Here is a 26,459-nt window from a genome sequence, read left to right on the forward strand (position 1 = left end):
GGGGGGCAGCAGTTCGGCAAATCGGTTCTTGACGGGCATGGGACGACTCCTTTGCCCGATGATCCGCAAATCACCGCCCGTCGGCAACCCCCGCCCTTCCCCCTTTCATACTGGCAGAAATATCCTCGGGGGCGGTCCGGAGGGGGCGGAAAGCCCCCACCGGGCGGGGGTGCGGGGGCGGCAGCCCCCGCCTCCCCCTACAAAGAAGGCCCCGGCACCAACTTGCTGCCATCGCTGAACCGCGACAGCCGGAACCGCGTCAGGTCATGCCCGACCTCCCGCCCCGCCACCAGGTCCGCCACCACGCGCCCCATCCCCGGCCCGATGCCGAAGCCATGGCCGCACATGCCGGTGGCCACCACCAGCCCCGGGATCGCCGCCACCCGGTCCACCACCGGCACCACATCGGGGATCGTGTCGATCATGCCCGCCCAGGTCCGCAACAGCGCCGGGCGGCCAAGCGACGGAAATGCCGCGGCAAAATCGTCCTGCACCTTCGACAGGGCCTTCAGGTTCGGCGCCGGGTTCAACACGCGCATCCGCTCGAAGGGCGAGACTTCCTCGCCGGTCCAGCTCCGTGCCGTGCGCCAGGCATCGGGAAAATCCGCCGGGGCGCGGGCGCGGAATTTGGTCTTGCGGAAGTCGTGGCGCAGGACGCCGAGGAACTTGCCCACATGCCGGAAGGCATCGGGGCCAAGGTAGAAATCATGCGAGCCGCCCGGCGCGATCGTATAGCCACCATCCTCGCGCCGGCGAAAGGCAAAGCGGTCGTCGGCGGCGTTGCCGGCAAAGACCTCCGGCATCGGCTCGGTCTGCGCGACCGAGGCCAGGACCGAAAGCTGCGGGATCTTCACCCCCTCCGCCCTGAGCAGAAGCGAGGACCAGGCCCCGCCCGCCACTACCACCTGTTCGCAGGCGATCCGGCCCTTCTCGGTGAAGACCCCGGCGATCTTGCCGCCCTGCAGATCCAGCCTGCGCACCGCGCAATCCTCGACGATGACGGCGCCCTGTTCCACCGCGCCTTCGGCCAGCAGCGGCACCGCCACCCAGGGCTCGGCCCTTGCGTCCGAGGCGGTGAAAAGCCCGCCCACCCATTGCACCGCCGCCGTCTTGATCCGGTCATAGACCTGCAACCCCGATTGCAGCCGCACATCCAGACCCATGGCGCGCGCCTGATCGGCCCAGATCTCGAAGCCCATCATCTCGGCCTGGGTCCGCGCGAGGTACATGACCCCCTCCTGCCGGAAGCCCAGCCCCGGGCCGCCGCCGGCGGTGAAGCGCGCCTGCAGATCCTGCCAGATGCCAAGGCTCTCCATCATGATCGGCAATTCGGCAAAGTCGCGGCCCTGCTGGCGGATCCAGCCCCAGTTGCGGCTGGATTGCTCGCCGGCGATGCGGCCCTTCTCGCAGAGGACGACCTTGAAGCCCTGTTCGGCGAGGAACCAGGCGGTCATCACCCCGATGATGCCGCCGCCTATCACCACCACGTCACAGGCAGCCGGCGGCGGCGCGCCAAAGCGGATCGGCGTGGCGATGCCGATCGGGCCGGTTTCAGCAAAACGCGTCACGCCAGATCCTCCAGCAGGCGGCGCATGAAGTCATGCCCGGCCTGAAACTCGGTTTCTTCCAGATATTCATCGGGTTGGTGGGCCTGGGCGATGTCGCCCGGCCCGCAGACCACGGCCGAATAGCCGCGGGCCTGGAAATGCCCGGCCTCGGTGCCGTAAGAGACGACCCCGGCGGCATTGGCCCCGGTCAGGCGGCGCACCAGCGCCTCGGCGGCGCCGCGGCCGGGGCCTTCCTCCGGCTCCAGCGGCGGCACGCGGAAGAAGCGTTGCAGCAGGACCCCGGCGCCGTTCTTGCGCGCGGCGAGGTTGGCGCCGAGTTCGGCGGCGGCGGCCTCGAAGGCCCTGGCATGGGTCTCGACCTCCTCGCCCGGCACCACCCGCATTTCCAGCGCGAAACGGCAATCGGCGGCGGTGATGTTATGCGCCGTCCCGCCCGAGATCATGCCGATGTGCAGCGTGGTGAAGGGCGGATCGAAACGGGCGGCAAGCGGGCTCGGGGCTTCGGCCTGCAGGGCTTCGTTGCGGTCGTTGACCCAAGCGATCAGCCGCGCGCCCTCCATGATCGCCGAGACGCCGTAAGGCAGCAGCGAGGAATGCACCTCGAAGCCCTTCACATGGACATGAAAGCCGGTGCCGCCCTTGTGGCCATGGATCGGCTGCATCCGCGACGGCTCGCCGATCAGGGCGATCTCGGCCTTGGGGAAGGTGGTTGCCATCGTGCCCAACATCGGATCGGCCCCGGTGCAGCCGATCTCCTCGTCGTAGGAGAGGGCGAGTTGCAAGGGCCGCTTCAGGTCGCGGCGCGTGGCCTCGACCAGGGCCCAGATCGCGAGGGCGACATAGCCCTTCATGTCGCAGGCGCCGCGGCCATAGATCCGACCCTGCCGCGTGGTCAGCGTGAAAGGGTCCGAGGACCAGGCCTGGCCCTCGACCGGCACCACGTCGGAATGGCCCGAGAGCAGCACGCCGCCGTCGATCATCGGCCCGACATGGGCCATCAACGCCGCCTTGCGCCCATCCTCGTTCCAGTGCCGGGCGGTGGCGATGCCGTGGCTGGTGAGGTAATCCTCCACCCAGTCGATCAGGGGCAGGTTGCTGTCATGGCTGACCGTCGGAAAGGCCACCAGAGCCGCGAGAATCTCGATCGGCGTCAGAATTTCGACCATCGCGGCCTCCTGTTCATTCTGCCCGGGACCCTCCACCCGCGCCTTGCCGGTGTCAACATCCGGCGGATTGTGCGATCGATGCTGCAGATCGTAGCGTCAAGAGCGGGCAGATCGGTCAAGATAAAGATTGATCGGTTGGACAAAATCGGGAAAGCTTCGGGAAGGGCGAGCATGGCGCTGGACGCCAGCCGACCCTGACGACGCAAGACCAATAAAAACAAAGACCTGGGGAGAAACCTATGCCCGATGGGGGCGACGCCGTCCTGGACGTTCGGGGCTTGAAGACCGTTTTCCGCACCCGCGGCGGTGAGGTGCATGCGGTCAATCAGGTCAGCTTTCACCTGAAGCGCGGTGAACTTTTGGGCGTTGTGGGGGAAAGCGGCTCGGGCAAGTCGGTGACGATGATGTCGCTGATCGGCTTGCTGCCGATGCCCCCGGCGGAGGTGCGCGGCGGCGAGGTCTGGCTCGGCGGGCGCGACCTGCTCAAGGTCCCGGCGCGGGAGCTGCGCGAGGTGCGCGGCGCCAAGGTGGGTTTCGTCTTCCAGGACCCGATGACCAGCCTCAACCCGGTGTTCCAGGTCGGCTTCCAGATCATGGAACCCCTGATCCGCCACATGGGCCTGAACAAGGCCCAGGCCCGGGTCCGGGCGGTGGAGCTCTTGGAGCTGGTTGGCATCCCCGATGCGGCCTCGCGGCTGGACAGCTATCCGCACCAGTTCTCGGGCGGCATGCGGCAGCGGGTGATGATCGCCATTGCACTCGCCTGCGACCCCGATGTGCTGATCGCGGATGAGCCGACCACGGCGCTGGACGTGACGATCCAGGCGCAGATCCTCGAACTGGTGAAGGAGCTGCGCCAGAAGCTCGGCATGGCGATCATCTGGATCACCCATGACCTGGGCGTGATCGCCGGCATCGCCGACCGGGTGATGGTGATGTACGGCGGCCAGATCGTCGAACACGGGCCGGTCAAGACGCTGTTCGCCGATCCGCAGCACCCCTATACGCGCGCGCTTCTGAAGACCGTGCCCTCGCTGAGCGGCGCCCGGGCGGCGCGGCTGCAGGTGATCGAGGGCCAGCCGCCGATCATGACCGAAGCCCCGCGCGCCTGCCCCTTCGCGCCACGCTGCGCCCAGGTCTTCGACCGCTGCCAGATCGAAAACCCGCAGCGCCGGCCGGTGGACGCCTTGCCGCTCGGCCAGGGCCATGACGTGGCCTGTCATTGGGAGGCGGGCCATGCGTGACCTCACCCCCCGCAAGATGGGCAACATTGCCCATCCTACCGTCAGCCGCTGCGCCCGGGTTGGGCGTAGGATGGGCAATGCTGCCCATCTTCGGGACCTGGGGAGGCGCGCAGATGTTTGACACCACGCCCCGCCCCCTCGTCCGGGTCCGCGACCTCAAGATGTATTTCCCGATCCACACCGGCGTCCTGCGCCGCCATACCGGCGATGTGAAGGCCGTCGACGGCGTCAGCTTCGACATCTTGGCGGGTGAGACGCTCGGCCTCGTCGGCGAAAGCGGTTGTGGCAAATCCACCGTCGGCCGCGCCCTGATCCGGCTGTACGAGCCGACCGCGGGCTCGGTCGAGATCGCGGGCGACGATATCCTTGCCTTGGCCCCCGAGGCCCTGCGCAAGAAGCGGCCGCAGATGCAGATGGTCTTCCAGGACCCGCAAGCCAGCCTCAACCCGCGGATGACCCTGGCCCAGATCATCGGCGAACCGCTGGTCGAACATTCGGGCAAATCCGGCACCGACCGCCTCGCCCGGATCTACGAACTGATGGATCAGGTCGGCCTCAACCGCCGCTTTGCCAACCGCTACCCGCATGAATTCTCGGGCGGCCAGCGCCAGCGCATCGGCATCGCCCGCGCCCTGGCGCTGAACCCCAAGTTCATCGTCTGCGACGAGCCGATCGCGGCCCTCGATGTCTCGATCCAGGCGCAGGTGGTCAACCTTCTGGAGGATCTGCAGGAACGCCTTGGCCTGACCTATCTCTTCATCAGCCACGACCTCTCGATGGTGCGCCATATCGCCGACCGGGTCGCGGTCATGTACCTTGGCCGCATCGTCGAACTCTCGCCCCGCGATGCGCTTTATGCCAGGCCCCTGCACCCCTATGCCGAGGCGCTCCTCTCCGCCGTGCCCGAGCCTGACCCCGACCGCGAGGGCCTGCGCCAGCGCATCATCCTGAAGGGCGATGTCCCCTCGCCCGCCAATCCGCCCAAGGGCTGCGCCTTCTGCACGCGCTGCCCCAAGGTGATGGAGATCTGCCACCAGGTCCGCCCGGACCTGACCGAGGTCGAACCCGGGCGGCAGGTGGCCTGCCACCTTTACCCAAGTCCAGCCGCACCCATCGGATCAACCGGGGGCGGACAAGTCCAACTGCAACAACAAGGAGTGTAACACCATGAAATTGAAGAGAGCTCTTCTGGGCGCTGCCGCCTGCCTGTCGCTGGCAGGCGCCGCCCATGCCGAGCGTGGCTCGGATGGCCATGTGAATGTCCTCTATTGGCAGGCGCCGTCCAACCTCAACCCCTATCTCTCCGGTGGCACGAAGGAGCTGGAATCCGCCTCGCTGGTGCTGGAGCCGCTGGCCGGTTTCGATTCCAAGGGTGCGCTCTTCCCGCGTCTGGCGGTGGATATCCCGACCGTCGACAATGGCGGCCTGTCCAAGGATCTGACGGTGATCACCTGGAAGCTGAAGCCGGGCGTGGTCTGGTCGGATGGCTCGCCGGTCACTTCGGCGGACGTCAAGTTCTCCTATGACTATTGCAAGGACCCGGCGGGCGGCTGCGCCCAGGCCTCGAAATACGAAGGCATCAAGTCGGTCGAAACTCCGGATGCCGCGACCATCGTCGTGACCTTCGTGGCGCCCAAGCCCAACCCCTACCTGGCCTTCGTCGGCGCCACCTCGCCGATCCTGCAGAAGGCCCAGTTCGAGAAGTGCATCGGCGCCGCAGCGCCCACCTGCACCGATGCCAACAACATGCCGATCGGCACCGGCCCGTTCAAGGTCGTCTCCTTCAAGACCAATGACACGATCGAGCTGGAAGCCAACCGGAACTACCGCGACCCGGCCAAGCCGGCTTTCGCCACGATGACCCTGAAGGGCGGCGGCGATGCCGAGGCGGCGGCGCGCGCCGTGATGGAAACCGGCGAGTTCGACTATGCCTGGAACACCCAGGTCAACCCGGAACTGCAGACCCAGATGGCCGCCGGGGGCAAGGGCCATTTCGTCAATGGCTTCGGCACCCTGGTCGAGCGGATCGAGATGAACCTGACCGACCCGTCCTCGGATCTGCCCGAGGGTGAGCGTTCGACCGTCAAGCATCCCCACCCGATCCTGTCGGACATGAACGTGCGCCACGCCCTGTCGATGGCGATCGACCGTCAGGCGCTGGTCGATGTGGGCTATGGCACCGCGGGCCGCCCGACCTGCAACCTGGTTCCGGCGCCCGAGGCCTATGCCTCGGACAACACCGGCTGCATCGCCCAGGACATGGATGGCGCGAAGAAGCTGCTGGATGACGCCGGCTGGAAGCCCGGCGCCGATGGCATCCGCGAAAAGGATGGCAAGAAGCTGCATATCCTCTACCAGACCTCGGTCAACCCGGTCCGGCAGGACTTCCAGTCGCTGATCAAGTCCTGGTGGACCGATCTCGGCGTGGATGTCGAGCTGAAGTCGATCGACGCCTCGGTCTACTTCGGCGGCGACGCGGGCTCGCCCGACACCTTCCAGAAGTTCTATGCCGATGTCGAAATGTACGCCAACAACTTCGACGGCACCGATCCGGAAGCCTATCTGGCCGGCTACAAATGCGACAAGATCCCGGGGCCGGACAGCCAATGGCAGGGTGAGAACATCAACCGCTTCTGCAACAAGGACTATGACGCGCTGGCCGCCAAGATGTCGGCGACCTCGGACATTGCCGAGCGGGGCACCCTGGCCAAGCAGATGAACGACATGCTGACCAAGGACAGCATGACCATCGTGCCGCTGGTCGACCGTGGCCGCCTGTCGGCTGCCTCGAACACGCTGGGCGGGGTGGATCTGAACGTCTGGGATTCGGAACTGTGGAACGCGCAGGACTGGACCCGCACGAAGTAATCCCCTGATCTGACCCCAAAGGTCGCGGGCCAGCCCTTCCCCGGGCCGGCCCGCGATCCCGTGCAAAAGGCAAGCCCCGATGCTGACCTATGCCCTGCGCAGGCTTCTGCTTGCGATCCCGACCTTGCTTTTGATCTCGCTCGTGATCTTCCTCCTGGTCGACCTCGCCCCCGGCAGCCCGATGTCCGAGGTGCCCCTGACCGTGCCGCCCGAGACGCGGCTGAAGATGATGGCGGCGATGGGCGCCGATCAGCCGGTCTTCATCCGCTACATCCTCTGGCTGCGCCAGTTCTTCTGGGTCGAGCCGATGCACCAGTTCGACCTTCTGTTCGGCTCCCATATCGTCGAGGGCCAGCAGCGCATCCTGTCCTATCAGACCCGCGGCCCGGTCTTCAGCGTGATCGGCGAGCGCATCCCCCAGACCCTGACGGTGATCGGCACGGCCTATCTGGTCGGCGTGCTGATCGCGATCCCGATCGGGATCTATTCGGCCTACAAGCAATATTCCTGGTTCGACCAGCTGGGCACCTTCATCGCGATGCTGGGCTATTCGGTGCCGACCTTCTTCACCGGGGTGCTTCTGATCGTGATCTTCGCGATCAAGCTGAAATGGTTCCCCTCGATCTACAACACCTCCTTGCAGGTCACCGACTGGGCGAGTTTCGTGGCGCAGATGCGCCAGATGGTGCTGCCCGTCATGGTGCTGGCCCTGTTCAACGCGGCAGAGATCAGCCGCTACACCCGGTCCTCGATGCTGGAGAACCTCGGCCAGGATTACGTCCGCACCGCCCGCGCCAAGGGCATGGGCGAGGGCACGGTGGTACTGAAACATGTGCTGAGGAACTCGCTGATCCCGGTGGTGACCGTGATTGCGCTGGGGATTCCCGGCATCTTCGGCGGGGCGATCATCACCGAGAATGTCTTCAAGGTGAACGGCATCGGGGCGGCGCTGATCGGCGCGATCCATGCCAATGACCTGCCGATGGTGCAGACCCTGACCTTCATCTTCGCCATCCTGATCGTCGCCTTCAACCTGATCGCCGATATCCTGTACGGCATCCTGGACCCGAGGATCCGCTATGATTGAAGCTGCCCTGCCCAAGCCCGAGCCGGAGGTGAAGCTCGCCCCGCCGCGCAGCCAGGCCCGCGACATCTGGGACCAGTTCAAGACCCACAAGGGCGCTATGATGGGTCTGGTCGTGCTGTGCCTGCTGATCGGCGCCATCCTGATCGGGCCGCTGCTCTGGCGGGTCGATCCCTCCTATGTGAACCCCGATGCCGCCAAGATGATCCTTGGCCGCAACAAGCCGCCGACCTGGGCGCATCCGCTCGGCACCGACCAGCTGGCGCGCGACATGCTGGCGCGGCTGTTGTACGGCGGGCGGATCTCGCTGGCGGTGGGGGCGGTGGCCATGCTGATCTCGGTCGTGATCGGCACGGCGGTGGGCGTGCTGGCGGGCTATTTCAAGCGGCTCGACGGTATCCTGATGCGGCTGACCGACCTCTTCCTCGCCCTGCCCCTGCTGCCCTTGCTTTTGGTGCTGATGATGCTTTTCGGCGATGCGGTGCGCAAGGTCGTGGGGCCGGAGTCGGGCACCTTCCTGCTGATCGTCTTTGCCATCGGCGTGACCAGCTGGATGTCCTCCGCCCGCATCGTGCGCGGCCAGGTCCTGGCCCTGAAAGAGCGCGAGTTCGTCCTCGCCGCCCGCTCGATCGGCACGCCCAACATGCGGCTGATCTTCCGGCACATCCTGCCCAATGTGATCTCTCCGGTCATGGTGGCGGCAACCCTCGGCATCGCCTCGGCGATCATCACCGAAAGCGTGCTGAGCTTCCTCGGCCTCGGCTTCCCGCCGGATTTCCCGACCTGGGGCCGGCTGCTCTATGACGGGGTGGATTACATGCAGCTTTACCCGATGCGGGTGATCCTGCCGGGCCTTGCGATCTCGCTCACGGTGCTGGCGGTGAACTACATCGGCGACGGCTTGCGCGACGCCCTCGACCCGCGCATCCGCGGGCGTTGAGCCAGGTGGGCGGAGGTCATCGCGAGGTCCCACTTTCGGAAGCGGGGGGTTTCACACCCCCCGCCGTTTCGCCATTTCTTCGCCCTGCGGGCAAATGGCTCGCACCCGTGGGATATTTATGGACCAATGAAAGGGTCAGTGCATCGCTTTGCGGATGCGGCGGAGCGCGAGCCAGACGCCGAGGATAACCAGCGGGGTCAGGAGGGCGAGCGCCATCGGCTCCTCGATGTGCCAGTGTTCGAAGACCGGGGCGGCGATATGGGCGGCGAGGCTGGTGGCGTAATAGCTGATCGCCACCACCGACAGGCCCTCGACCGTGTGTTGCAGGCGGAGTGCGAGGTCAGCGCGGCGGTCCATCGAGGCCAGCAGCTCCTGGTTCTGCGCCGAACGTTCGACATCGACCCTGGTGCGCAGAAGTTCGGCGGCGCGCTGTGCGCGTTCCGCCATGGCGCCAAGCCGGGCCTCGGTGCTTTTCACCGTCCGCATCGCGGGATCGTAGCGGCGCATCATGAACTCGCCGAAGGTCTGGCGCCCGCCGATCCTTTCCTCGCGCAGGACGTCGATGCGCTGGGTCACGATCGCCTCATAGGCCGCCGAGGCGCCGAAGCGGAACGAGCTTTGCACCGCGAGGCTTTCCAGATCCGAGGCGATGGTCAGCAGGTCATGCAGGGCCTCCTCCGCCGGGCGCCTGTCGGTGTCGAGGCCGAGGACCAGCCGAGAGAGTTGCGGGTCCAGCAGGTTCAGCCTTGCGGTCAGCTCGCGCGCCTGGATCAGGCCCAGCATCGACATGGCGCGGTAGGTCTCGATCTCGCACAGGCGCTGGACGATGCGGCCGATCCGCCTTGTGCCGGTGCCGGGGGCGACGAAGACCGCAAAGCGCATGTGGCCCGCCGGATCGATCCGGAAATCGCCCGCGATCACCGCAGCCCCTTCCACCACCCGCGACACCGCGATGCTTTCGGCGACGAACCAGTCTTCCAGCTTGGCCACCAGTTCGGCCTCTTTGGCGGGCAGCGGCTCGATCCGCACCAGGACCGAGGTCGCACAGCGCGCCGCGGCCTGCTCGCGCCAGTCGGGCGGAAAGACATCCGCATCCGCCGGATCGAAGGGCCGGTCCGAGACGCCGGGGGTGAAGGCGGAATAGGTCACGAATTCGGTATGGCTTTCCCATTTCAGGGTCGAGCGCCCGATCGGGCCGAAAAAATGGTTGGCCTCGGGCTGGGGATGGGCCGAGCCGTGCCGGTCGAGCAGCGCGAGAAGATGGGCGCGGTCGGCCTCGCGGTCACGGTTGGCGCCCTCATCCGCCATCAGGGCGGCGAAAACCGCGGTCGAGGGCGCCGAGACCACCGGAAAGGGCCGGGCATGAAGCTCGTTGACCAGGGCATAGCGCAGGGGATGGTCGGAGGGGGTCATGGCGTCTCTCGGTTCGGGCGGAAGCTGAGGGGCGAAGATAGGGAAAGCCGCCAAATCGTAAAGCCGAAAGCGCCCTAGAAACAAGGGCTTGTCAGTATACTTCGGTAGACTGGCAAAAAAGTTTCAGCTGGCGGCGTAGGGCGGGCGCCCGGCCTGCGTAGATCCGGGCATAAACCCCTTCAGGAGACTGAGATGAAACACACACTGATTGCCGCCGTGATCCTTTGCCTCGCCGCCCCGGCCTTCGCCGAGAATGTCACCGTCACCGGATCGAACGGGGGCAGCCTCGTCAGCACGGGGTCGTGCCAGAAGGCTTCGGGCCAGGCCACCTGCGCCAGCACGACCACGTTGACCGGGCCCAATGGCAAGGTCAGCACGCGGGCCCGTTCCACCACGGCGGGGGGCGGTCAGCTCACCTCGACCCTTTCGGGCACGCGGGCCAATGGCAAGACCTTCGGCCGCACCGTCAAGGCCTCGCGTTGAGGCGGCGGATTGCATAGCCTGCGCCGATGACCCTGCCCGCCGCCTCCGCCACCCCGAAGCCCCGGCCTGCCCATGCGGCAGAGGCCGAGGCCCTGATGGCGCGGATGGCGGCGGGAGAGCGGCAGGCCCTGGCCGGGCTGATCGGCCTTTACGGGCGCGGGGTGCGCAGCTATTGCGCCCGCGCCCTGCATCAGACGGGCGAGGCCGAGGATGCGGCGCAGGAGGTCTTCCTGAAGCTCTGGTCCCTTGCCCCGCGCTATGACCCGGCCCGGGCTTCGGTTGCGACCTGGACCTACCGGATCGCACTCAGCCAGTGTCAGGACCGCAACCGCAGGGCCCGGGTCCGCCAGTTCTTCGGCCTTGGCAGCGCGGATGAAGAGACCGAGGATGACAGTCCCGACGCCCTGCGCCATCTTGCGGCGCGTCAGGATCTGGCCCTGGTGCGCGCCGCCGTCCGCGCCCTGCCCGAGCGGCAGCGCCAGGCGCTGCTGCTGCGCGTCCTGGCCGAGATGGAGACCGCGGCGATTGCCGAGGTCATGGGCACCGGCACCGGTGCCGTCGAACAATTGCTGGTCCGGGCCCGCGCGACCTTGCGCGCCCGCACCGGGCTGGAGCTGAAAGGATGAGGGGAAGATGACGGAAACCCGCGCAGAGCTTGAGGCCCGGTTCGGCCCCGATCCCTCGGACTGGCCCGCCCCCTATCGCGGCACGCTGGCCGAGGGCGACGCGCGGCTGCTGCACGACGCCCTTGTCGCGCCACCGGGCGAGGCGGACCTGACCCGTGCCGTCCTGACCCGGCTGGCGCAGGACAGGCCGGGCCAGCGGCGCTTTTCGCCAAGGCTGGCGCTTGGGGCCTATGCCGCGCTGTGGGTCGGTCTGGCCGTGCTGGGCTGGCAAGGTGCCGGCGGTGCGCTGGGGGCGCCCCTGCTGGCGCTGACCCTGGGCGAGTTTTCGGGATGGGAGATGCTGCAATGACCGGGTGGAAATCCATCGCCCTCGGCACGGTTCTGGCGCTGTCGCTGCTGGGCAATGCACTGGCCCTGGGGGCGGGGCTGAAACTGTACCAGCTGCGGCAGAACATGCTCGGCGGCGGCAGCGCCATCACGCTCCCCACGGCCGAACGCCGCGCCCTTGGCCGGGCGCTGATGGACCATCGGGCCGATCTGCAGCCGGCGCTGCAGGCGGTGCAGGCCGCACGGGCGGCGGCGGCCTCGGCGATCCTCGCCCGGCCCTTCGACCGGGCCAAGGCGGCCACGGCGCTCGATGGGCTGCGGGCGGCCTTGGATGCGCTGATGGTGCAGGGGCAAGGCGTGGTGCTGGACGACCTTGCCCGCCGCCACGGCGGCTGAGGCGCAAAGCAAAACCCCGCCCGGTGAGGGGCGGGGTTTCGGCGTCAGTCTCGGCCGGATCAGTGGATCATCGGCAGCAGGGCATCAAGGCTTTTCTTGGCGTCGCCATAGAACATCCTGGTTTTTTCCTTGTAGAACAAGGGGTTCTCGATCCCCGAATAGCCGGTGCCCTGACCGCGCTTGGAGACGATCACCAGCTTGGCCTTCCAGCACTCCAAGACCGGCATCCCTGCAATGGGCGAATTCGGGTCCTCTTGCGCCGCCGGGTTCACGATGTCGTTCGAGCCGATGACGATGGCGACATCCGTGTTCGGGAAGTCGTCGTTGATCTCGTCCATCTCCATCACGATGTCATAGGGCACCTTGGCCTCGGCCAGAAGCACGTTCATGTGGCCGGGCAGACGGCCTGCCACAGGGTGGATGGCGAAGCGGACGTTCTTGCCCTTGGCGCGCAGCTTGCGGGTCAGTTCGCTGACCGATTGCTGCGCCTGGGCGACGGCCATGCCGTAGCCCGGGATGATGATGATGCTGTCGGCATCGTTCAGCGCCGCAGCGACACCTTCGGTGTCGATCGCCACCTGCTCGCCGGTGATCTCCATCGCAGGTCCCGTGGTGCCGCCGAAACCGCCGAGGATCACGCTGATGAAGGACCGGTTCATTGCCTTGCACATGATATAGCTCAGGATCGCACCCGAGGAGCCGACCAGCGCGCCAACCACGATCAGAAGGTCGTTGGAGAGCGAGAAGCCGATCGCCGCCGCAGCCCAGCCGGAATAGCTGTTCAGCATCGAGACCACGACCGGCATATCCGCCCCACCGATCCCCATGATCAGGTGATAGCCGATGAAGAGTGCCGCCAGCGTCATGCCGAGGAGGGCGAGGGTCGAACCGGTCTGGATATAGACGACCAGCAGCAGAAGCGAGATCAGCGCCGCGCCTGCGTTCAAAAGATGCCCGCCCGGCAGCTTCTTCGCCTTGCCGTCGACCTTGCCCGCCAGCTTGCCGTAGGCGATGACCGAACCGGTGAAGGTGACCGCGCCGATGAAGACGCCGAGGAAGGTCTCGACCCGCAGGATGGTCAGTTCGACCGAGTCCTTGTGGGCGAGGATCGCGGCAAAGCCGGTCAGGGCGTCCTTGGCGGTCTGGTCCAGGCTCATCACCCGCGCCGCCTCGATATCGGCGTTGAAGCCGATGAAGACCGCGGCAAGACCGACCAGCGAGTGCATGGCCGCCACAAGCTGCGGCATCTCGGTCATCTGGACGCGCTTGGCGGCGATGGCCCCCAGAACCGCGCCGCCCGCCAGCATGACGACCGACAGGAGGGTGAAGAAGGTGCCGCTGGCGCTCTGCCCGATCAGCGTGGCCACCACGGCCAGGGCCATGCCCGCAATGCCGTACCAGACCGCGCGCTTGGCGCTTTCCTGGCCCGAAAGACCGCCCAGCGACAGGATGAAAAGCACCGCCGCGACGACGTAAGCCGATGTCGTGAAACCCATTTGCTCTTCCTCCCCTTACGACTTCTGGAACATGGCGAGCATCCGCCGCGTCACCATGAAACCGCCGAAAATGTTGATCCCGGCCATGAAGACCGACAGGGCGGCCAGAAGCACCACCAGCCAGGAGCCCGAGCCGATCTGCATCAGCGCGCCGAGGATGATGATCGAGGAAATCGCATTGGTCACCGCCATGAGCGGCGTGTGCAGCGAGTGGCTGACGTTCCAGATGACCGAGAAGCCGATGAAGACCGACAGCACGAAGACGATGAAGTGCGACATGAAGGCGGCGGGCGCGTAAAGCCCGGCCAGCAGCATCAGGGCGCCGCCGATGACCAGAAGGCCGACCTGATTGCGGGTCTGCGCCTTGAAGGCGGCCACTTCGTTGGCGCGCTTTTCTTCCGGCGTCAGCTCCTTGACCTTTTCCTTCGGCTTGGCCGCGGCAATCGCCGCGATCTTCGGCGGCGGTGGCGGCCAGGTGATCTCGCCCCCCTTGGCGACCGTAGCGCCGCGGATCACGTCATCGTCCATGTTGTGGTTGATCACACCGTCTTTCTTCGGTGTAAGATCGGTCAGCATGTGCCTGATATTGGTGGCATAAAGCGTCGAGGCCTGGGCCGCCATCCGGCTGGGGAAATCGGTATAGCCGACGATCGTCACGCCATTGTCGCTGACGATCTTCTGATCCGGCACCGTCAGATCGCAGTTGCCGCCACGTTCCGCCGCAAGGTCGACGATGACCGAGCCGGGCTTCATCATGGCGACCATATCCGCCGTCCAGAGCTTGGGCGCCGGGCGGCCCGGGATCAGGGCGGTGGTGATGACGATGTCCATCTCGGGTGCGATCTCGCGGAATTTCGCGAGCTGCTTGGCCTGGAAAGCCGGGGTCGAGGGCGCGGCATAACCGCCGGTCGCAGCCCCGTCCGGCAGTTCGGAGGCGTCAAATTCCAGATAGACGAAAGAGGCGCCCATCGATTCGATCTGCTCGGCCACTTCGGGGCGCACGTCGAAGGCATAGACGATGGCGCCGAGCGAGACAGAGGTGCCGATGGCCGCAAGCCCCGCCACCCCGGCGCCGACGATCAGCACCTTGGCCGGCGGCACCTTGCCCGCCGCCGTCACCTGACCGGTGAAGAAGCGGCCGAAGTTGGAGCCCGCCTCGATCACCGCGCGGTAGCCCGCGATATTGGCCATCGAGGACAGGGCGTCCATCTTCTGCGCGCGGCTGATGCGCGGCACCATGTCCATCGCCACCACGGTCGCCCCACGCCGCTTGGCAATCTCCAAGAGTTCCGGGTTCTGCGCCGGCCAGAAGAAGGAGATCAGCGTCTGATCGGCGCGCAAAGCCTCGGCCTCGGCAGGCTCGGGGCCGCGGACCTTGACCAGCACATCGGCGGCAGCCTCCACGGATGCGGCATCCGGCAGAACCTCGACCCCGGCGGCGGTGTAAAGCGCGTCCGAAAAGCCGGCCTTGACCCCTGCCCCCGCCTGAATGCAGCAGACATGACCCAGTTTCTGCAACTGCCCCGCCGAATCCGGAGTCATCGCAACGCGATTCTCCCCCGGAAAAACCTCTGCCAATGCTCCGATCTTCACGCGCGCTCCCCCTATCCGATCGACCCAGGACCAATGGGCCGTTTCCTGATTTTCGGCATATCACGCGAGAAACCGGATGCAACCTCAACCTGCCCCAAGGTCAGGCTGGTTGCGAAAATTTCGCATTTGAGGGACGGAGTGTCGGTTTCGGATGACAAACCGGCCTGCCCCGGGCTGGCCGCCGGAGGTTTTGCACCTCCGGACCTCCGCAGAGTATTTGGGCAAGGCGCAAGGGGCAGCGGCGGTTTCGCGGGCTGGAAAGTTGCGATAGGCTGACTGAAAAGGGAGTGACCATGACCACCGATTTCGCAGCCACCCGCCAGCAGTTCCACCTGCCCGAGGGGGTGATCTACCTTGACGGCAACTCGCTGGGGCCCTTGCCGGTGAAAGCCGCGGCGCGGGTGGCGAAGACGGTGGCGGCGGAATGGGGCGAGATGCTGATCCGCGGCTGGAACGCCGCCGGGTGGATGGAGATGCCAAGCCGGGTCGGCGACCGGATCGCCGGGCTGATCGGGGCCGAGCCGGGCCATGTGGTGATGGGCGACACCCTGTCGATCAAGGTCTACCAGGCGCTCGCCTCGGCCCTGCAGATGAGCCCGGAGCGGCGGGTGATCCTGTCGGACACCGGCAACTTCCCCTCGGACCTCTACATGGCGCAGGGCCTTTGCGCGACTTTGGGGGGCGAGTACCGGCTGAAGACCGTGGCGCCCGAAGAGGTGCTGGACGCGATCGACGCCTCGGTCGCGGTGGTCATGGTGACCGAGGTCGATTACCGGACCGGGCGGCGGCATGACATGGCAGCGCTGTCGGCGCGGGCCCATGCCGTTAGCGCGCTGATCATCTGGGATCTGGCACATTCCGCCGGGGCCTTTCCGGTTGGCGTGGCGGCGGGGGGCGCCGATTTCGCGGTGGGCTGCAGCTACAAATACCTCAATTCCGGCCCCGGCGGCCCGGCCTTCATCTATGTGGCGCCGCGCCATGCCGACGTGGTGCAGCCTGCCCTCTCCGGCTGGCTTGGCCACGATGCGCCCTTTGCCTTTGAACCGGGGTATCGCCCCGGATCTGGGATCGAGCGGATGCGTGTCGGCACGCCGCCGATCCTGCAGCTCGCCGCGCTGGAGGCGGCGCTGGATGTCTGGGACGCCGTCGATCTGGACGATCTGCGCGCCGCCTCCCTCGCCCTGACCGACCGGTTCATCGCCGGGGTCGAGGCTGCCTGCCCGATGCTGGAACTTGTCACCCCCCGCGACCATGCACGGCGCGGCTCGCAGGTCTCGTTCCGCCATCCCGAGGGCTATGCGATCATGCAGGCGCTGATTGCCCAAGGGGTGATCGGCGATTTCCGCGCACCGGATATCCTGCGCTTTGGCGTCACGCCCCTCTACATCGGCGCGGCAGAGATCGACGGCGCGGTGGCGATCCTCGCGCAGATCATGGCAAGCGGCAGCTGGGACCGACCCGAGTTCAAGGCGCGGGCGCGGGTGACATGATCCGGCGTTTCCGCCTTTCGGATGCGCAGGCGACGCGGGATGTCTTCGTGGCCGCCGTGCAGGTCGGCGCGGCGGGCCGCTACAGCCCGCAGGAGCTGGCCGATTGGATGCCCGCCCCCGCGATGCCCGCCGACTGGGGCCCCTGGCTTGACCGCCACATCACCTTTGTCGCCGAAGCCGGGCAGCTGACCGGCTTCATGATGGTGGAGGCTTCCGGCTACCTCAACATGGCTTTCGTGCGCCCCGAGGTCATGGGCAAGGGTATCGCCGATGCGCTTTATGCCGCGATCCTGGCCGAGGCGCGCGCGCTCCACCTGCCGCGGATGACGGTGCTCGCCAGCCGCTATGCCCAGAGCTTTTTCGGCCGCCACGGCTGGCGCATGGCGCCAGAGCTGACCGATCTGCCCGGCCTCGACCCGGCGCAAGGGCCGGATGACAACCCGATGAACCGCGCCATGGCCCTTGATCTTTAACGGCAATTTCCGCGCGACCCGCGCGGATTCGGGGAACCCTATCGCTATTTGGGCGTTATAACGCAGAGAGCTTTGACCTTCTGCGCCGGCTGCGCTAGCGTTTTTGGATAGGGCCTCGTCGGATGCCACAAAGTAATGGAACGGGACGCGCGATGATGATCAGGAATTGGCACAGGGGCGCTTGGCTGGCTGCGGCGCTGACCCTGCCCTTGGCGGGCTGCGAAGAAAGCATGGGCGTGACCATGTCCAACACCGCCCCGGTTCAGCTTTCGGCCCCCGATGCGCATTACGCCGCCCAGCCCGACACCAATTTCACCGTCCCGGCCGTGCCCGTGGCCAAGCTTGACCCCGCCATGATGCGGCAGGAGGTCGACTATCCCAGCACCCAGCCGCCGGGCACCGTGATCATCGACCCTTCGACCAAGCATCTCTACCTGATCACCAAGAAGGGCCGCGCCCTGCGCTATGGCATCTCGGTCGGCAAGGCGGGCTTTGGCTGGTCGGGCGAGGCCGATGTCACCGGCCGCACCCATTGGCCGACCTGGACCCCGCCGCCGGAAATGATCGCCCGCAAGCCCGAACTGGAGAAATTCCGCAACGGCCAACCCGGCGGCCTGTCCAATCCGCTGGGCGCGCGCGCGCTGTACCTCAAGACCAATGGCGTTGATTACGGCTACCGCATCCATGGCACGCCGGAATGGGAAAGCATCGGGCACAACGCCTCCTCTGGCTGTATCCGGATGATCAACCAGGATGTGATGGACCTTTACGAGCGCATCCCCGATGGCACCCATGTCGTCGTGCTGAACGAGGATGGCAGTTTCCCGACCAAGCTTTCGGTGCCGCCGCCCGCCAAGAAACCGGCGAAAAAGGCCGCGCCGAAGGTCGATCCGGTTCCGGTCGTCGAACCCGTGCCGCCGGTGCTTGCCCCGGCGCCCGCGCCGATGATGGGGCCTTCGGGCCGGGTCTGAGCTTTCCCGCATTTGCGGCAAATTTTAACCCATTAAGCACGAGTTCAACCTTGCCTTGTGCGACAGCGTGGCTGGGTTAAAATCCCCTTAATTTCCGGCATCGGATTTTAGGGAGTTGCCATGACCACCTATCTGATTACCAATTATGTGACCTGGGTCGGCTTCTCCACGCTGCATGCGGGCGATCGGCTGATCGTGGCGCCCGGCGGCGGTCTGGTGATGCCGGGCTTCGATCTGAGCGTCACCGGTGCGGGTGGGCCAACTGCGATCAGCTTTGGCGGGTATGTCTACCTCGACCAGGTGACGGTCGACCGCGAGGTAACCATTGGCCTGACCAGTTCCGCCCAGTTCCAGAGCGATACCGAGGGCGCGGCCTTTCAGATCGGCGGCACGGCCTTTGCCGCCACCGGTCAGGCCCATCTCGACAATGCCGGTGCCATCAGCGTCACCAATGGGATCGGCATCCAGACCTGGGGCGCGCAGAATGTCGTGGTGAACTCCGGCCGGATCGCGGCGGATGTGGGGGTCTTCCTTGCCAGCAACTTCGACAGCCTGACCAACAGCGGCACCATCCTAGGAACGCAGCACGCGGTCCATCTGCAGGATTTCGGGCTGAGCCTGACCAACCTCGGCACGCTCGCCGCCGCGGCGGGGTCGGCGGTGCTGGTCGATGGCGACAGCGCCAGCGTCACCAATGCCGGCAGCATCACCGCGCCCGTGACCGCGATCGAGATTGCCACCGACATCGGCTTTCGCCTGACCAATTCCGGCACGATCACCGGCGTCATCACCGCGACCGGGGCTTCGGCCGATGTCATCGCCAACAGCGGCACGATCAGCGGCGATGTGGCGCTTGGCGCGGGCAATGACCGCTTTGGCGGCGGGCATCTGGCGGGCAACCTCGACATGGGGCTGGGCAATGACACGGTGGATGCGCGCGGCGAGGCCATCGCGGGGGCGATCTGCGATGCCGGGGGCAGCGACACCTATTACGTCGACAGCCCGTTGACGCGGATCTACGACACCGGGCCTGGCAAGGATCTGGTGCTGTCCTGGGCCTCGTTCCAGCTGGATTTCGGGCTGGAGGCGCTGACCCTGATGGGCGCCGCCGATCTGAGCGGTCACGGCAATGCGCTGTCCAACACGCTGACCGGGAACGAGGGCGACAACCTGCTGCTCGCGGCCCTGGGCCAGGACCGGCTTTATGGCAATGGCGGCGCGGATGATCTGCGCGGCGGGGCCGGGGCCGACCAGCTGTTCGGCGGCGATGGCGCAGACCGGCTGATCGGCGGCGCCGGGCAGGATGTGCTGACCGGGGGCGAGGATGGCGACCTTTTCATCTTCACCACCCTGTCGCAAAGCGGCGCCAGCCATGACACCTCCGACCTCATCACCGACTTCACCCCGGGCGAGGACCGGATCGACCTTTCCGCGCTGGATGCGGTGCGCGGCAATGGCAATGTCGACGATGCCTTCACCTTCATCGGCGCGGCCGCCTTTGGCCATGTCGCAGGCCAGCTTCAGGTCACCCAGGCCGATGACAGGACCTGGGTCGCCCTGGATGTCGATGGCAACGGCGTCGCCGATGCGGTGATCGGGCTTGACGGGCTTCTGGCGCTGAGTGCCGAGGATTTCCTGCTTTAGAACAGCACCTGCCGCTTGCGCGACAGGGTGAAGCCGTGGCCCGCGGTGGTCTGGCAGGTCATCCCCGCCTTGTCCGAGGTGCAGGTAATGCCGCCCAGGCTGAGCGTCTGGCCATAGTCCAGAACCTCGGCCGCGGGATCGGCCACCGTGTCGCCGTGACAGACCAGGGCGCCGCGCGTGTCGCCCTCGGCGATCGAAAAGCTGTCGCCCCAGTCAAGGTCGCAGTCCTGCGGCGGCGTGGTGAAGCTGCGGTTGAGCGAGAGCAGATCGCATCGCACCTCGGTCGTCTCTCCCGCCACGAACAGGCAGGCGATATTGCCGGTGGGCGAGCGGAAGGCGCGCAGCGTCTCCTCCGCCGGCGCAGGAGAAGGGCTGCCTTCGGACAGGGGCAGGAACACTCCCGGCAGATCCAGCATCGCCGCGCGATTACCCGAGCCGCTTCCGAGGGGGCCGGTGGTCGAGACGAGTTTGACCCCCTGATCGGTCAGGGCAAAGAAGATCCGGCTCGTGTCATCCTCGGGGTCGATATAGGTGAAGAACTTGCCCGCAAGGGCGGCATGACCTTCGACATGCAGGCAGGTGACCTCACCCTCGGGGCAGGTCTGGGCGCCGGCGGGCGCGCCAGAGGTCAGGGCGAAGTCGAAGCCATCATCGCCCACCGCCGTCACCGACAGCACGGGCCCCTTGGGATTGCCGTAGAGCCCCGCCACCGGCCCCGCAAAGACGGCAGAGGCGAGGGCGCAAAGCAGGGCTGCAAGGGCGAAACGGTGCATGACAAACCTCATAATAATGAGGTCAGTCTTGCCGCCTTTGCCCTTGGCATCAAGCCAGAGGTTGCGCCTTCTCGACCAGGCGGGCGAAGAAACTGGCGCCGATCGGGGCGGCCTCGTCGTTGAAGTCGAAGGCCGCGTGATGCAGCCCCGCCCCCGGCCCCGTGCCCATGAACAGGTAAGCGCCGGGACGCGCCTCGAGCATGTAGGAGAAATCCTCCGACCCCATCTCGCGGCTGGCATGGCCATGGGCCGCCTCGGGGCCGGAGATTTCGGCGGCGACCGTGGTGGCAAAGGCGGCCTCGTCCGGCGTGTTCACCGTCGCGGGATAGCCCCAGTCGTAATCGATGCGGGCCGTGACGTTATAGGCGCTCGCATGGCCCTCGACGATCTCGTAGAAGCGCTTCTTCAACAACTCGCGCACCTCGGGCTTGAAGGAGCGGATCGTGGCGCAGAACATCGCCTCCTCCGGGATGATGTTGGAGGCGGTGCCGGTGTGGATCTGCGTGACCGAGATCACCGCCTCGTCCAGGGCATAGACATTGCGCGGGATGATGGTCTGGATCGCCTGCACCATGCCGACCACGGCCACCACCGGATCGACGCATTCATGCGGCGTGGCACCATGGCCGCCCTTGCCGGTGAGATAGACATAGGCCGTATCGACCGAGGCCATATGCGGCCCGGGCGTGGTGAAGAAATTGCCGAACTCCTGGTTGGGCGAATTGTGGATGCCGTAGACCTGGCCGATGTCGAAGCGGTCCATGATCCCCTCCTGCACCATGGCCTGACCGCCGGCGCCATCCTCTTCCGCCGGCTGGAAAATCAGCGCGACCCGTCCGGCAAAGCGCCGCGTCTCGGCCAGATACTTGGCCGCGCCCAGAAGCATGGTGACATGGCCGTCATGGCCGCAGGCATGCATCTTGCCCGGTATGGTCGAGGCATGGGGCGCGCCGGTGATCTCGGTGATCGGCAGGGCGTCCATATCGGCGCGCAACCCGATGGTCGGCCCGGGGCCCTGGCCGTTGATGATGGCGACGATGCCGGTCCTGGCGATGCCGGGGTGGATTTCATCCACGCCGATCTCGGCCAGTCTTTCGGCAATGAAGGCGGCGGTGTTCACGCAATCGAAGGAAAGTTCCGGATGCATGTGCAGATGGCGACGCCAACCCTTCATTTCCTCGGCATAAGCGGCGATACGGTTGAGGACGGGCATGGCAGACTCCTTTTTTGCCCTTTGATCAAATCTTAAAACGAAGGCAACGGCAATGGCCCTTCCCTCTGATGTGCTGGTTCGTGATCCCGATGGCGGAATCGAGCGCCTGCGCGAGATCATGCGCCGGTTGCGCGACAAGTCCACCGGCTGCCCCTGGGACATCGAGCAAAGCTTCGCCACCATCCTGCCCTATACGATCGAAGAGGCGCATGAGGTGGCCGATGCGATCACCCGCGAGGCCTGGGACGAGCTGCCGGGCGAGTTGGGCGATCTGTTGCTGCAGGTGGTGTTCCACGCCCAGATGGCCGAGGAGGCCGGGATGTTCGGCTTCGACGATGTGGCCCGCGCCATTTCCGACAAGATGCTGGCCCGCCATCCGCATGTCTTTGGCGACGAAAGCCGGGATAAATCCGCAGCACAGCAGACGGTGGATTGGGAGAAGATCAAGGCGGCCGAACGCGGCAAGGCGAGGGTTCTGGACGGCGTGGCGCTGGGGCTTCCGGCACTGACCCGCGCGGTCAAGCTGCAAAAACGCGCGGCGCGCGTCGGGTTCGACTGGCCGACCACGGATGAAGTGCTTGAAAAGCTGCGCGAGGAAATGGCCGAACTGGTCGAGGCGCGCGAGAGCCTGACCCAGGCCGAGGTGGAGGAGGAGATGGGCGATCTTCTCTTCGTCATGGCCAACCTCGCCCGGCACATGGGCGTCGACCCCGAAGCGGCGCTGCGCGGCACCAATGCCAAATTCACCCGGCGGTTCGAGAAGATCGAGGATTGGCTGGCCGAGGTGGGCAAGACCCCGGACCAGTCCGATCTGGCGGAAATGGACGGCCTCTGGAACCGCGCCCGGGCGGAGGACAAGCTGAAGAAGGGCTGAGACCCAAATCTTCTGCGAAGATTTCCGCTCCTTCTGCGAGGTTCCGCCGATTTCGGGCGCGGCAAGGAAAGTGTTTTAGTCACCTATTGACCGCGCCGCGTTTTCCCGGTCTAAGACGGTAAATACCTGACAAAAGGACTCATCTATGTCGCGGATCGCCCTTCTCGCCCTCGCCTTCGCCAGCACCGGTCTGGCCCCCGCCTTCGCGGAAGAGGTCAACATCTACTCGCACCGCCAGCCCGAGCTGATCCAGCCGCTTCTGGACAAGTTCAGTGAAGAAACCGGCATCGAGGTGAACCTCGCCTTCGTCGACAAGGGCATGGCCGAGCGTCTGAAGGCCGAGGGCAGCCGCTCGCCCGCCGATCTGGTACTGACGGTGGACATTGGCCGCCTGATGGAGCTGGTCAATGCCGATGTGCTGCAGCCGGTCGATGACGAGGTGCTGAAGACCAATATCCCGGCCGAATACCGCGACCCGGGCAATCTGTGGTTTGGCCTGACCACCCGCTCGCGCGTGGTCTATGCCAGCAAGGACCGGGTCAAGCCCGGTGATGTCACCACCTATGAAGACCTCGCCGACCCGAAGTGGAAGGGCAAGCTCTGCATGCGCTCGGGTCTCGCCGATTACAACGTCGCCCTGACCGCCGCCTATCTCTTGCACCACAGCCCGGAAGAGACCAAGGCCTGGCTCGAGGCGCTGAAGGCCAACCTCGCCCACAAGCCGCAGGGCAATGACCGCGATCAGGCCAAGTCGATCTGGTCGGGCGAATGCGACATCGCGCTTGGCAACACCTATTACATCGGCCAGATGCTGGCCGATCCGGCGCAGAAGGACTATGCCGATGCGGTGCGCGTCGATTTCCCGGTCTTTGCCGGCGGCGGCAGCCACATGAACATCTCTGGCATCGCGATGACCAAGGCCGCGCCCAACAAGACCGCCGCGCAGAAGCTGATGGAATGGCTCGCCTCGGACGAAGCGCAGCAGATCTATGCCGAGACCAACAACGAATTCCCGGTGAAACCGGGCGTGCCGCTTTCGGCGCTGGAACAAAGCTGGGGCAAGTTCACGCCCGATACGCTGGGCCTCGCCGATATCGCCAAGGCGCGCGGCGATGCGGTCAAGCTGATCGAAGAGGTCAATTTCGACGGCTGATGAGCCTGCCCCCTGGCTCGTTTTGCGGCGGGCCAGGGGGCGCTTTCCGGTTTCTGACCGGATGGACAAAGCCGCGCGACTTGTGTTGGATGGCCCCAAACAGGAGCATCCCATGACACGTCACCCGCGCAAGATCATCATCGACACCGACCCCGGGCAGGATGATGCCTTTGCGATCCTTCTGGCGCTGGCCAGCCCGGAAGACCTTGATATCCTTGGCATCTGTGCCGTGGCCGGCAATGTGCCGCTGCCCTGGACCGCGCGCAACGCCCGCATCATCTGCGAACTGGCCGACCGGCGCGAGATGCGGGTCTATGCCGGCTGCGAGGCGCCCCTGAAGCGCAAGCTCGTCACCGCCGAACATGTCCACGGCAAGACCGGTCTCGACGGTCCGGTGATGCCGGAACCGACGATGAAGCTGGAAAGCCAGCATGGCGTGGATTTCATCATCGAGACGCTGCGGCGCGAGGCTTCGGGCTCGGTCACGCTCTGCCCGCTCGGGCCCCTGACCAATATCGCCCAGGCCTTCCTCAAGGCGCCCGACATCGTGGCCCGGGTGCAGGAGATCGTCCTGATGGGCGGCGCCTATTTCGAGGTTGGCAACATCACCCCGACCGCTGAGTTCAACATCTACGTAGACCCGGAAGCCGCAGATATCGTTTTCAAATCCGGCGTGCCGCTGGTCGTGATGCCGCTGGATGTGACCCACAAGGTCGTCACCAACCGCGCCCGGGTCGAGGCCTTCCGCGCGCTTGGCACCAATGTCGGCCGGGTTGCCGCCGAATGGGCCGATTTCTTCGAGCGTTTCGACATGGCGAAATACGGCAGCGAGGGCGCGCCGCTGCATGACCCCTGCGTCATCGCCTATCTTCTGCAGCCCGGCCTCTTCCAGGGCCGCCACATCAATGTGGAGATCGAGACCCAATCGGAGCTGACCCTTGGCATGACGGTCGCCGATTGGTGGGGCGTCACCGACCGTAAGGCCAATGCGCTCTTCGTCGGCGATGTCGATGCCGATGGCTTCTTTGCCCTGCTGACCGACAGGCTCGGACGCCTTTAGCCCTTTCACATTGGCACAAATATCCTCGGTGGAGGACGGGAGGAGGCGGAAAGCCTCCTCCGGCTGGGGGGCTCGGGGGGACAGGTCCCCCCGATTTCGCCCGGTGGAGCAAACCCACCCATCAAAAACAAAAACGCCCGCAGTCCAACACACCGCGGGCGTTTCTTTATCCTGTCTGTAAAGATCAGCCTGCCGAAGCGGCGGGCTTCTTTTCCTTGACCTCGGCATGCACCAGCAGGGGCTTGCCCTTCTGGCCGACCGCTTCTTCATTGACCACGACTTCCGACACATCGGTCATGCCCGGCATTTCGAACATCGTGTCGAGGAGGATATCCTCCATGATCGACCGCAACCCGCGCGCGCCGGTCTTGCGCTTGATCGCACGCTTGGCGATCGCGGTCAGCGCGTCGGCGGTGAAGGTCAGCTTGACGCCCTCGATCTCGAACAGACGCTGGTATTGCTTGACCAGCGCGTTCTTCGGGTCGGTCAGGATGGTGACCAGAGCCGCCTCGTCCAGGTCGGTCAGGGTGGCGATCACCGGCAGACGGCCGACGAATTCCGGGATCAGACCGAACTTCAGCAGATCTTCCGGCTCCAGCTCCATGAAGAGCTCCCCCGCGCCGCGGGCATCGGGGTCCTTGACCTCGGCGCCAAAGCCCATGGCCGAACCCTTGTTGCGCTGCGCGATGATCTTTTCCAGACCCGCGAAAGCGCCGCCGCAGATGAAGAGGATGTTGGTCGTGTCCACCTGCAGGAATTCCTGCTGCGGATGCTTGCGGCCGCCTTGCGGGGGAACCGAAGCCACGGTGCCTTCCATGATCTTCAGCAGGGCCTGTTGCACGCCCTCGCCCGAGACATCGCGGGTGATCGAGGGGTTGTCGGACTTGCGGGTGATCTTGTCGACCTCGTCGATATAGACGATGCCGCGCTGCGCCCGTTCGACATTGTATTCCGAAGCCTGCAACAGCTTCAGGATGATGTTCTCGACATCCTCGCCGACATAACCGGCCTCCGTCAGAGTCGTCGCATCGGCCATGGTGAAGGGCACATCCAGGATGCGCGCCAGGGTCTGCGCCAGCAGCGTCTTGCCGCAACCGGTCGGGCCGATCAGCAGGATGTTCGACTTCGACAGCTCGATATCCGTCTTGGTCGAGTTGTTCAGCCGCTTGTAATGGTTGTGCACCGCAACCGAGAGCACGCGCTTGGCATGGATCTGGCCGATGACATAATCATCCAGAACCTTGCAGATGTCGCGCGGGGTCGGCACGCCATCGGTGGCCTTCAGACCCGTCGTCTTGGTCTCTTCGCGGATGATGTCCATGCACAGCTCGACGCATTCATCGCAGATGAACACGGTCGGCCCCGCGATCAGCTTGCGGACCTCATGCTGGCTCTTGCCACAGAACGAGCAATAGAGGGTGTTCTTGCTATCGCTGCCCGAATTGTTCGCCATTATCGTCCTCTGCCCGGCGCCCCAAGAGGGAGCGACTTGAGGGAAGTCTAGGCCAAGGCCCGCGCCTCCACAATCCGAAATTACCCCGGGCGGCGGAGAGCACCGCCCGGAAATGATCACCTGCCATCAATGTGACCAGACGAAAGCCCGG

Annotated in this window: 24 protein-coding genes; 16 read left to right on the forward strand and 8 right to left on the reverse strand. The window is 65.8% G+C overall.

What is annotated here, in order from left to right; translation table 11 throughout:
- Positions 1-197: 197 nt before the first annotated feature.
- Together AC1DZT_RS19725 and argE are read right to left on the reverse strand one after the other, a co-directional pair.
- Positions 198-1,568, reverse strand: coding sequence for an NAD(P)/FAD-dependent oxidoreductase (locus AC1DZT_RS19725; protein WP_478008358.1), 1,371 nt, complete (start codon positions 1,566-1,568; stop codon positions 198-200).
- On the reverse strand, positions 1,565-2,734 hold the full coding sequence (gene argE, locus AC1DZT_RS19730; protein WP_478008359.1) for an acetylornithine deacetylase: 1,170 nt from the start codon (positions 2,732-2,734) through the stop codon (positions 1,565-1,567). The genes AC1DZT_RS19725 and argE overlap by 4 nt, the downstream gene beginning before the upstream one ends.
- A gap of 239 nt (positions 2,735-2,973) precedes the next feature.
- On the opposite strand from argE, the gene AC1DZT_RS19735 reads away from it, so the two are divergent.
- From AC1DZT_RS19735 to AC1DZT_RS19755, 5 genes are all read left to right on the forward strand, one after another.
- Positions 2,974-3,978 (forward strand): ABC transporter ATP-binding protein, encoded by a 1,005-nt coding sequence (locus tag AC1DZT_RS19735; protein ID WP_478008360.1) that lies wholly within the window; start codon positions 2,974-2,976, stop codon positions 3,976-3,978.
- Between the two features lie 113 nt (positions 3,979-4,091).
- Complete coding sequence (locus tag AC1DZT_RS19740; protein ID WP_478008361.1) at positions 4,092-5,141, forward strand: ABC transporter ATP-binding protein; 1,050 nt, start codon at positions 4,092-4,094, stop codon at positions 5,139-5,141.
- 4 nt (positions 5,142-5,145) lie between these two features.
- Entirely contained in the window at positions 5,146-6,846 is a 1,701-nt protein-coding gene (locus AC1DZT_RS19745; protein ID WP_478008362.1) for a peptide ABC transporter substrate-binding protein, read from the forward strand.
- A 79-nt stretch (positions 6,847-6,925) separates the two neighbouring features.
- Positions 6,926-7,933, forward strand: a complete 1,008-nt coding sequence (locus tag AC1DZT_RS19750) for an ABC transporter permease (RefSeq protein ID WP_478008363.1) — start codon at positions 6,926-6,928, stop codon at positions 7,931-7,933.
- Positions 7,926-8,870 (forward strand): ABC transporter permease, encoded by a 945-nt coding sequence (locus AC1DZT_RS19755; protein WP_478008364.1) that lies wholly within the window; start codon positions 7,926-7,928, stop codon positions 8,868-8,870. The genes AC1DZT_RS19750 and AC1DZT_RS19755 overlap by 8 nt, the downstream gene beginning before the upstream one ends.
- A 135-nt stretch (positions 8,871-9,005) precedes the next feature.
- Here the strand turns inward: AC1DZT_RS19755 and AC1DZT_RS19760 are convergent, their stop codons facing one another.
- Entirely contained in the window at positions 9,006-10,283 is a 1,278-nt protein-coding gene (locus tag AC1DZT_RS19760) for a DUF3422 family protein (RefSeq protein ID WP_478008365.1), read from the reverse strand.
- Between the two features lie 192 nt (positions 10,284-10,475).
- Here AC1DZT_RS19760 and AC1DZT_RS19765 point away from each other — a divergent pair, with 192 nt between their 5' ends.
- The 4 genes from AC1DZT_RS19765 to AC1DZT_RS19780 are packed head-to-tail and all read left to right on the forward strand — an operon-like array spanning position 10,476 to position 12,115.
- Entirely contained in the window at positions 10,476-10,766 is a 291-nt protein-coding gene (locus AC1DZT_RS19765) for a hypothetical protein (RefSeq protein WP_478008366.1), read from the forward strand.
- Positions 10,767-10,792: 26 nt separating this feature from the next.
- Positions 10,793-11,392 (forward strand): RNA polymerase sigma factor, encoded by a 600-nt coding sequence (locus tag AC1DZT_RS19770; RefSeq protein WP_478008367.1) that lies wholly within the window; start codon positions 10,793-10,795, stop codon positions 11,390-11,392.
- Positions 11,393-11,399: 7 nt separating this feature from the next.
- On the forward strand, positions 11,400-11,741 hold the full coding sequence (locus AC1DZT_RS19775; RefSeq protein ID WP_478008368.1) for a hypothetical protein: 342 nt from the start codon (positions 11,400-11,402) through the stop codon (positions 11,739-11,741).
- Positions 11,738-12,115, forward strand: coding sequence for a periplasmic heavy metal sensor (locus tag AC1DZT_RS19780; protein ID WP_478008369.1), 378 nt, complete (start codon positions 11,738-11,740; stop codon positions 12,113-12,115). The genes AC1DZT_RS19775 and AC1DZT_RS19780 overlap by 4 nt, the downstream gene beginning before the upstream one ends.
- Positions 12,116-12,174: 59 nt before the next feature.
- Here the strand turns inward: AC1DZT_RS19780 and AC1DZT_RS19785 are convergent, their stop codons facing one another.
- Both AC1DZT_RS19785 and AC1DZT_RS19790 read right to left on the reverse strand, forming a co-directional pair.
- Positions 12,175-13,611: an NAD(P)(+) transhydrogenase (Re/Si-specific) subunit beta gene (locus tag AC1DZT_RS19785; RefSeq protein WP_478008370.1), complete on the reverse strand. Its 1,437-nt coding sequence runs from the start codon at positions 13,609-13,611 to the stop codon at positions 12,175-12,177.
- Positions 13,612-13,626: 15 nt separating this feature from the next.
- On the reverse strand, positions 13,627-15,204 hold the full coding sequence (locus AC1DZT_RS19790) for a Re/Si-specific NAD(P)(+) transhydrogenase subunit alpha (RefSeq protein WP_478008371.1): 1,578 nt from the start codon (positions 15,202-15,204) through the stop codon (positions 13,627-13,629).
- Positions 15,205-15,497: 293 nt separating this feature from the next.
- Between AC1DZT_RS19790 and kynU the strand changes: the two genes are divergently transcribed.
- The 4 genes from kynU to AC1DZT_RS19810 all read left to right on the forward strand — a co-directional run bounded on the left by kynU (position 15,498) and on the right by AC1DZT_RS19810 (position 19,782).
- Positions 15,498-16,694: a kynureninase gene (gene kynU, locus AC1DZT_RS19795; RefSeq protein ID WP_478008372.1), complete on the forward strand. Its 1,197-nt coding sequence runs from the start codon at positions 15,498-15,500 to the stop codon at positions 16,692-16,694.
- Positions 16,691-17,167, forward strand: coding sequence for a GNAT family N-acetyltransferase (locus AC1DZT_RS19800; RefSeq protein WP_478008373.1), 477 nt, complete (start codon positions 16,691-16,693; stop codon positions 17,165-17,167). Before kynU ends, AC1DZT_RS19800 begins: the two co-directional genes overlap by 4 nt.
- A 152-nt stretch (positions 17,168-17,319) precedes the next feature.
- The gene (locus AC1DZT_RS19805) at positions 17,320-18,138 is read left to right on the forward strand and encodes a L,D-transpeptidase (protein ID WP_478008374.1); all 819 of its coding nucleotides are present in this window, start codon (positions 17,320-17,322) and stop codon (positions 18,136-18,138) included.
- Between the two features lie 120 nt (positions 18,139-18,258).
- Positions 18,259-19,782, forward strand: a complete 1,524-nt coding sequence (locus tag AC1DZT_RS19810; protein ID WP_478008375.1) for a calcium-binding protein — start codon at positions 18,259-18,261, stop codon at positions 19,780-19,782.
- Here AC1DZT_RS19810 and AC1DZT_RS19815 read toward each other — a convergent pair.
- Positions 19,779-20,555 carry a DUF6636 domain-containing protein gene (locus tag AC1DZT_RS19815; protein ID WP_478008376.1) on the reverse strand — a complete coding sequence of 259 codons (777 nt, stop codon included), beginning with the start codon at positions 20,553-20,555 and terminating at the stop codon, positions 19,779-19,781. The genes AC1DZT_RS19810 and AC1DZT_RS19815 overlap by 4 nt on opposite strands.
- 49 nt (positions 20,556-20,604) lie before the next feature.
- Positions 20,605-21,768 (reverse strand): M20 aminoacylase family protein, encoded by a 1,164-nt coding sequence (locus tag AC1DZT_RS19820; RefSeq protein ID WP_478008377.1) that lies wholly within the window; start codon positions 21,766-21,768, stop codon positions 20,605-20,607.
- Between the two features lie 52 nt (positions 21,769-21,820).
- Between AC1DZT_RS19820 and mazG the strand changes: the two genes are divergently transcribed.
- From mazG to AC1DZT_RS19835, 3 genes are all read left to right on the forward strand, one after another.
- On the forward strand, positions 21,821-22,642 hold the full coding sequence (gene mazG / locus AC1DZT_RS19825) for a nucleoside triphosphate pyrophosphohydrolase (protein ID WP_478008378.1): 822 nt from the start codon (positions 21,821-21,823) through the stop codon (positions 22,640-22,642).
- 145 nt (positions 22,643-22,787) lie between these two features.
- Positions 22,788-23,795, forward strand: a complete 1,008-nt coding sequence (locus AC1DZT_RS19830; protein WP_478008379.1) for a Fe(3+) ABC transporter substrate-binding protein — start codon at positions 22,788-22,790, stop codon at positions 23,793-23,795.
- Between the two features lie 112 nt (positions 23,796-23,907).
- Positions 23,908-24,855 (forward strand): nucleoside hydrolase, encoded by a 948-nt coding sequence (locus AC1DZT_RS19835; RefSeq protein WP_478008380.1) that lies wholly within the window; start codon positions 23,908-23,910, stop codon positions 24,853-24,855.
- 184 nt (positions 24,856-25,039) lie between these two features.
- Here the strand turns inward: AC1DZT_RS19835 and clpX are convergent, their stop codons facing one another.
- Entirely contained in the window at positions 25,040-26,308 is a 1,269-nt protein-coding gene (gene clpX / locus AC1DZT_RS19840) for an ATP-dependent Clp protease ATP-binding subunit ClpX (protein WP_478008381.1), read from the reverse strand.
- Positions 26,309-26,459 lie beyond the last annotated feature (151 nt).

It is taken from the genome of Rhodobacter sp. P1_C2, from assembly GCF_056406375.1.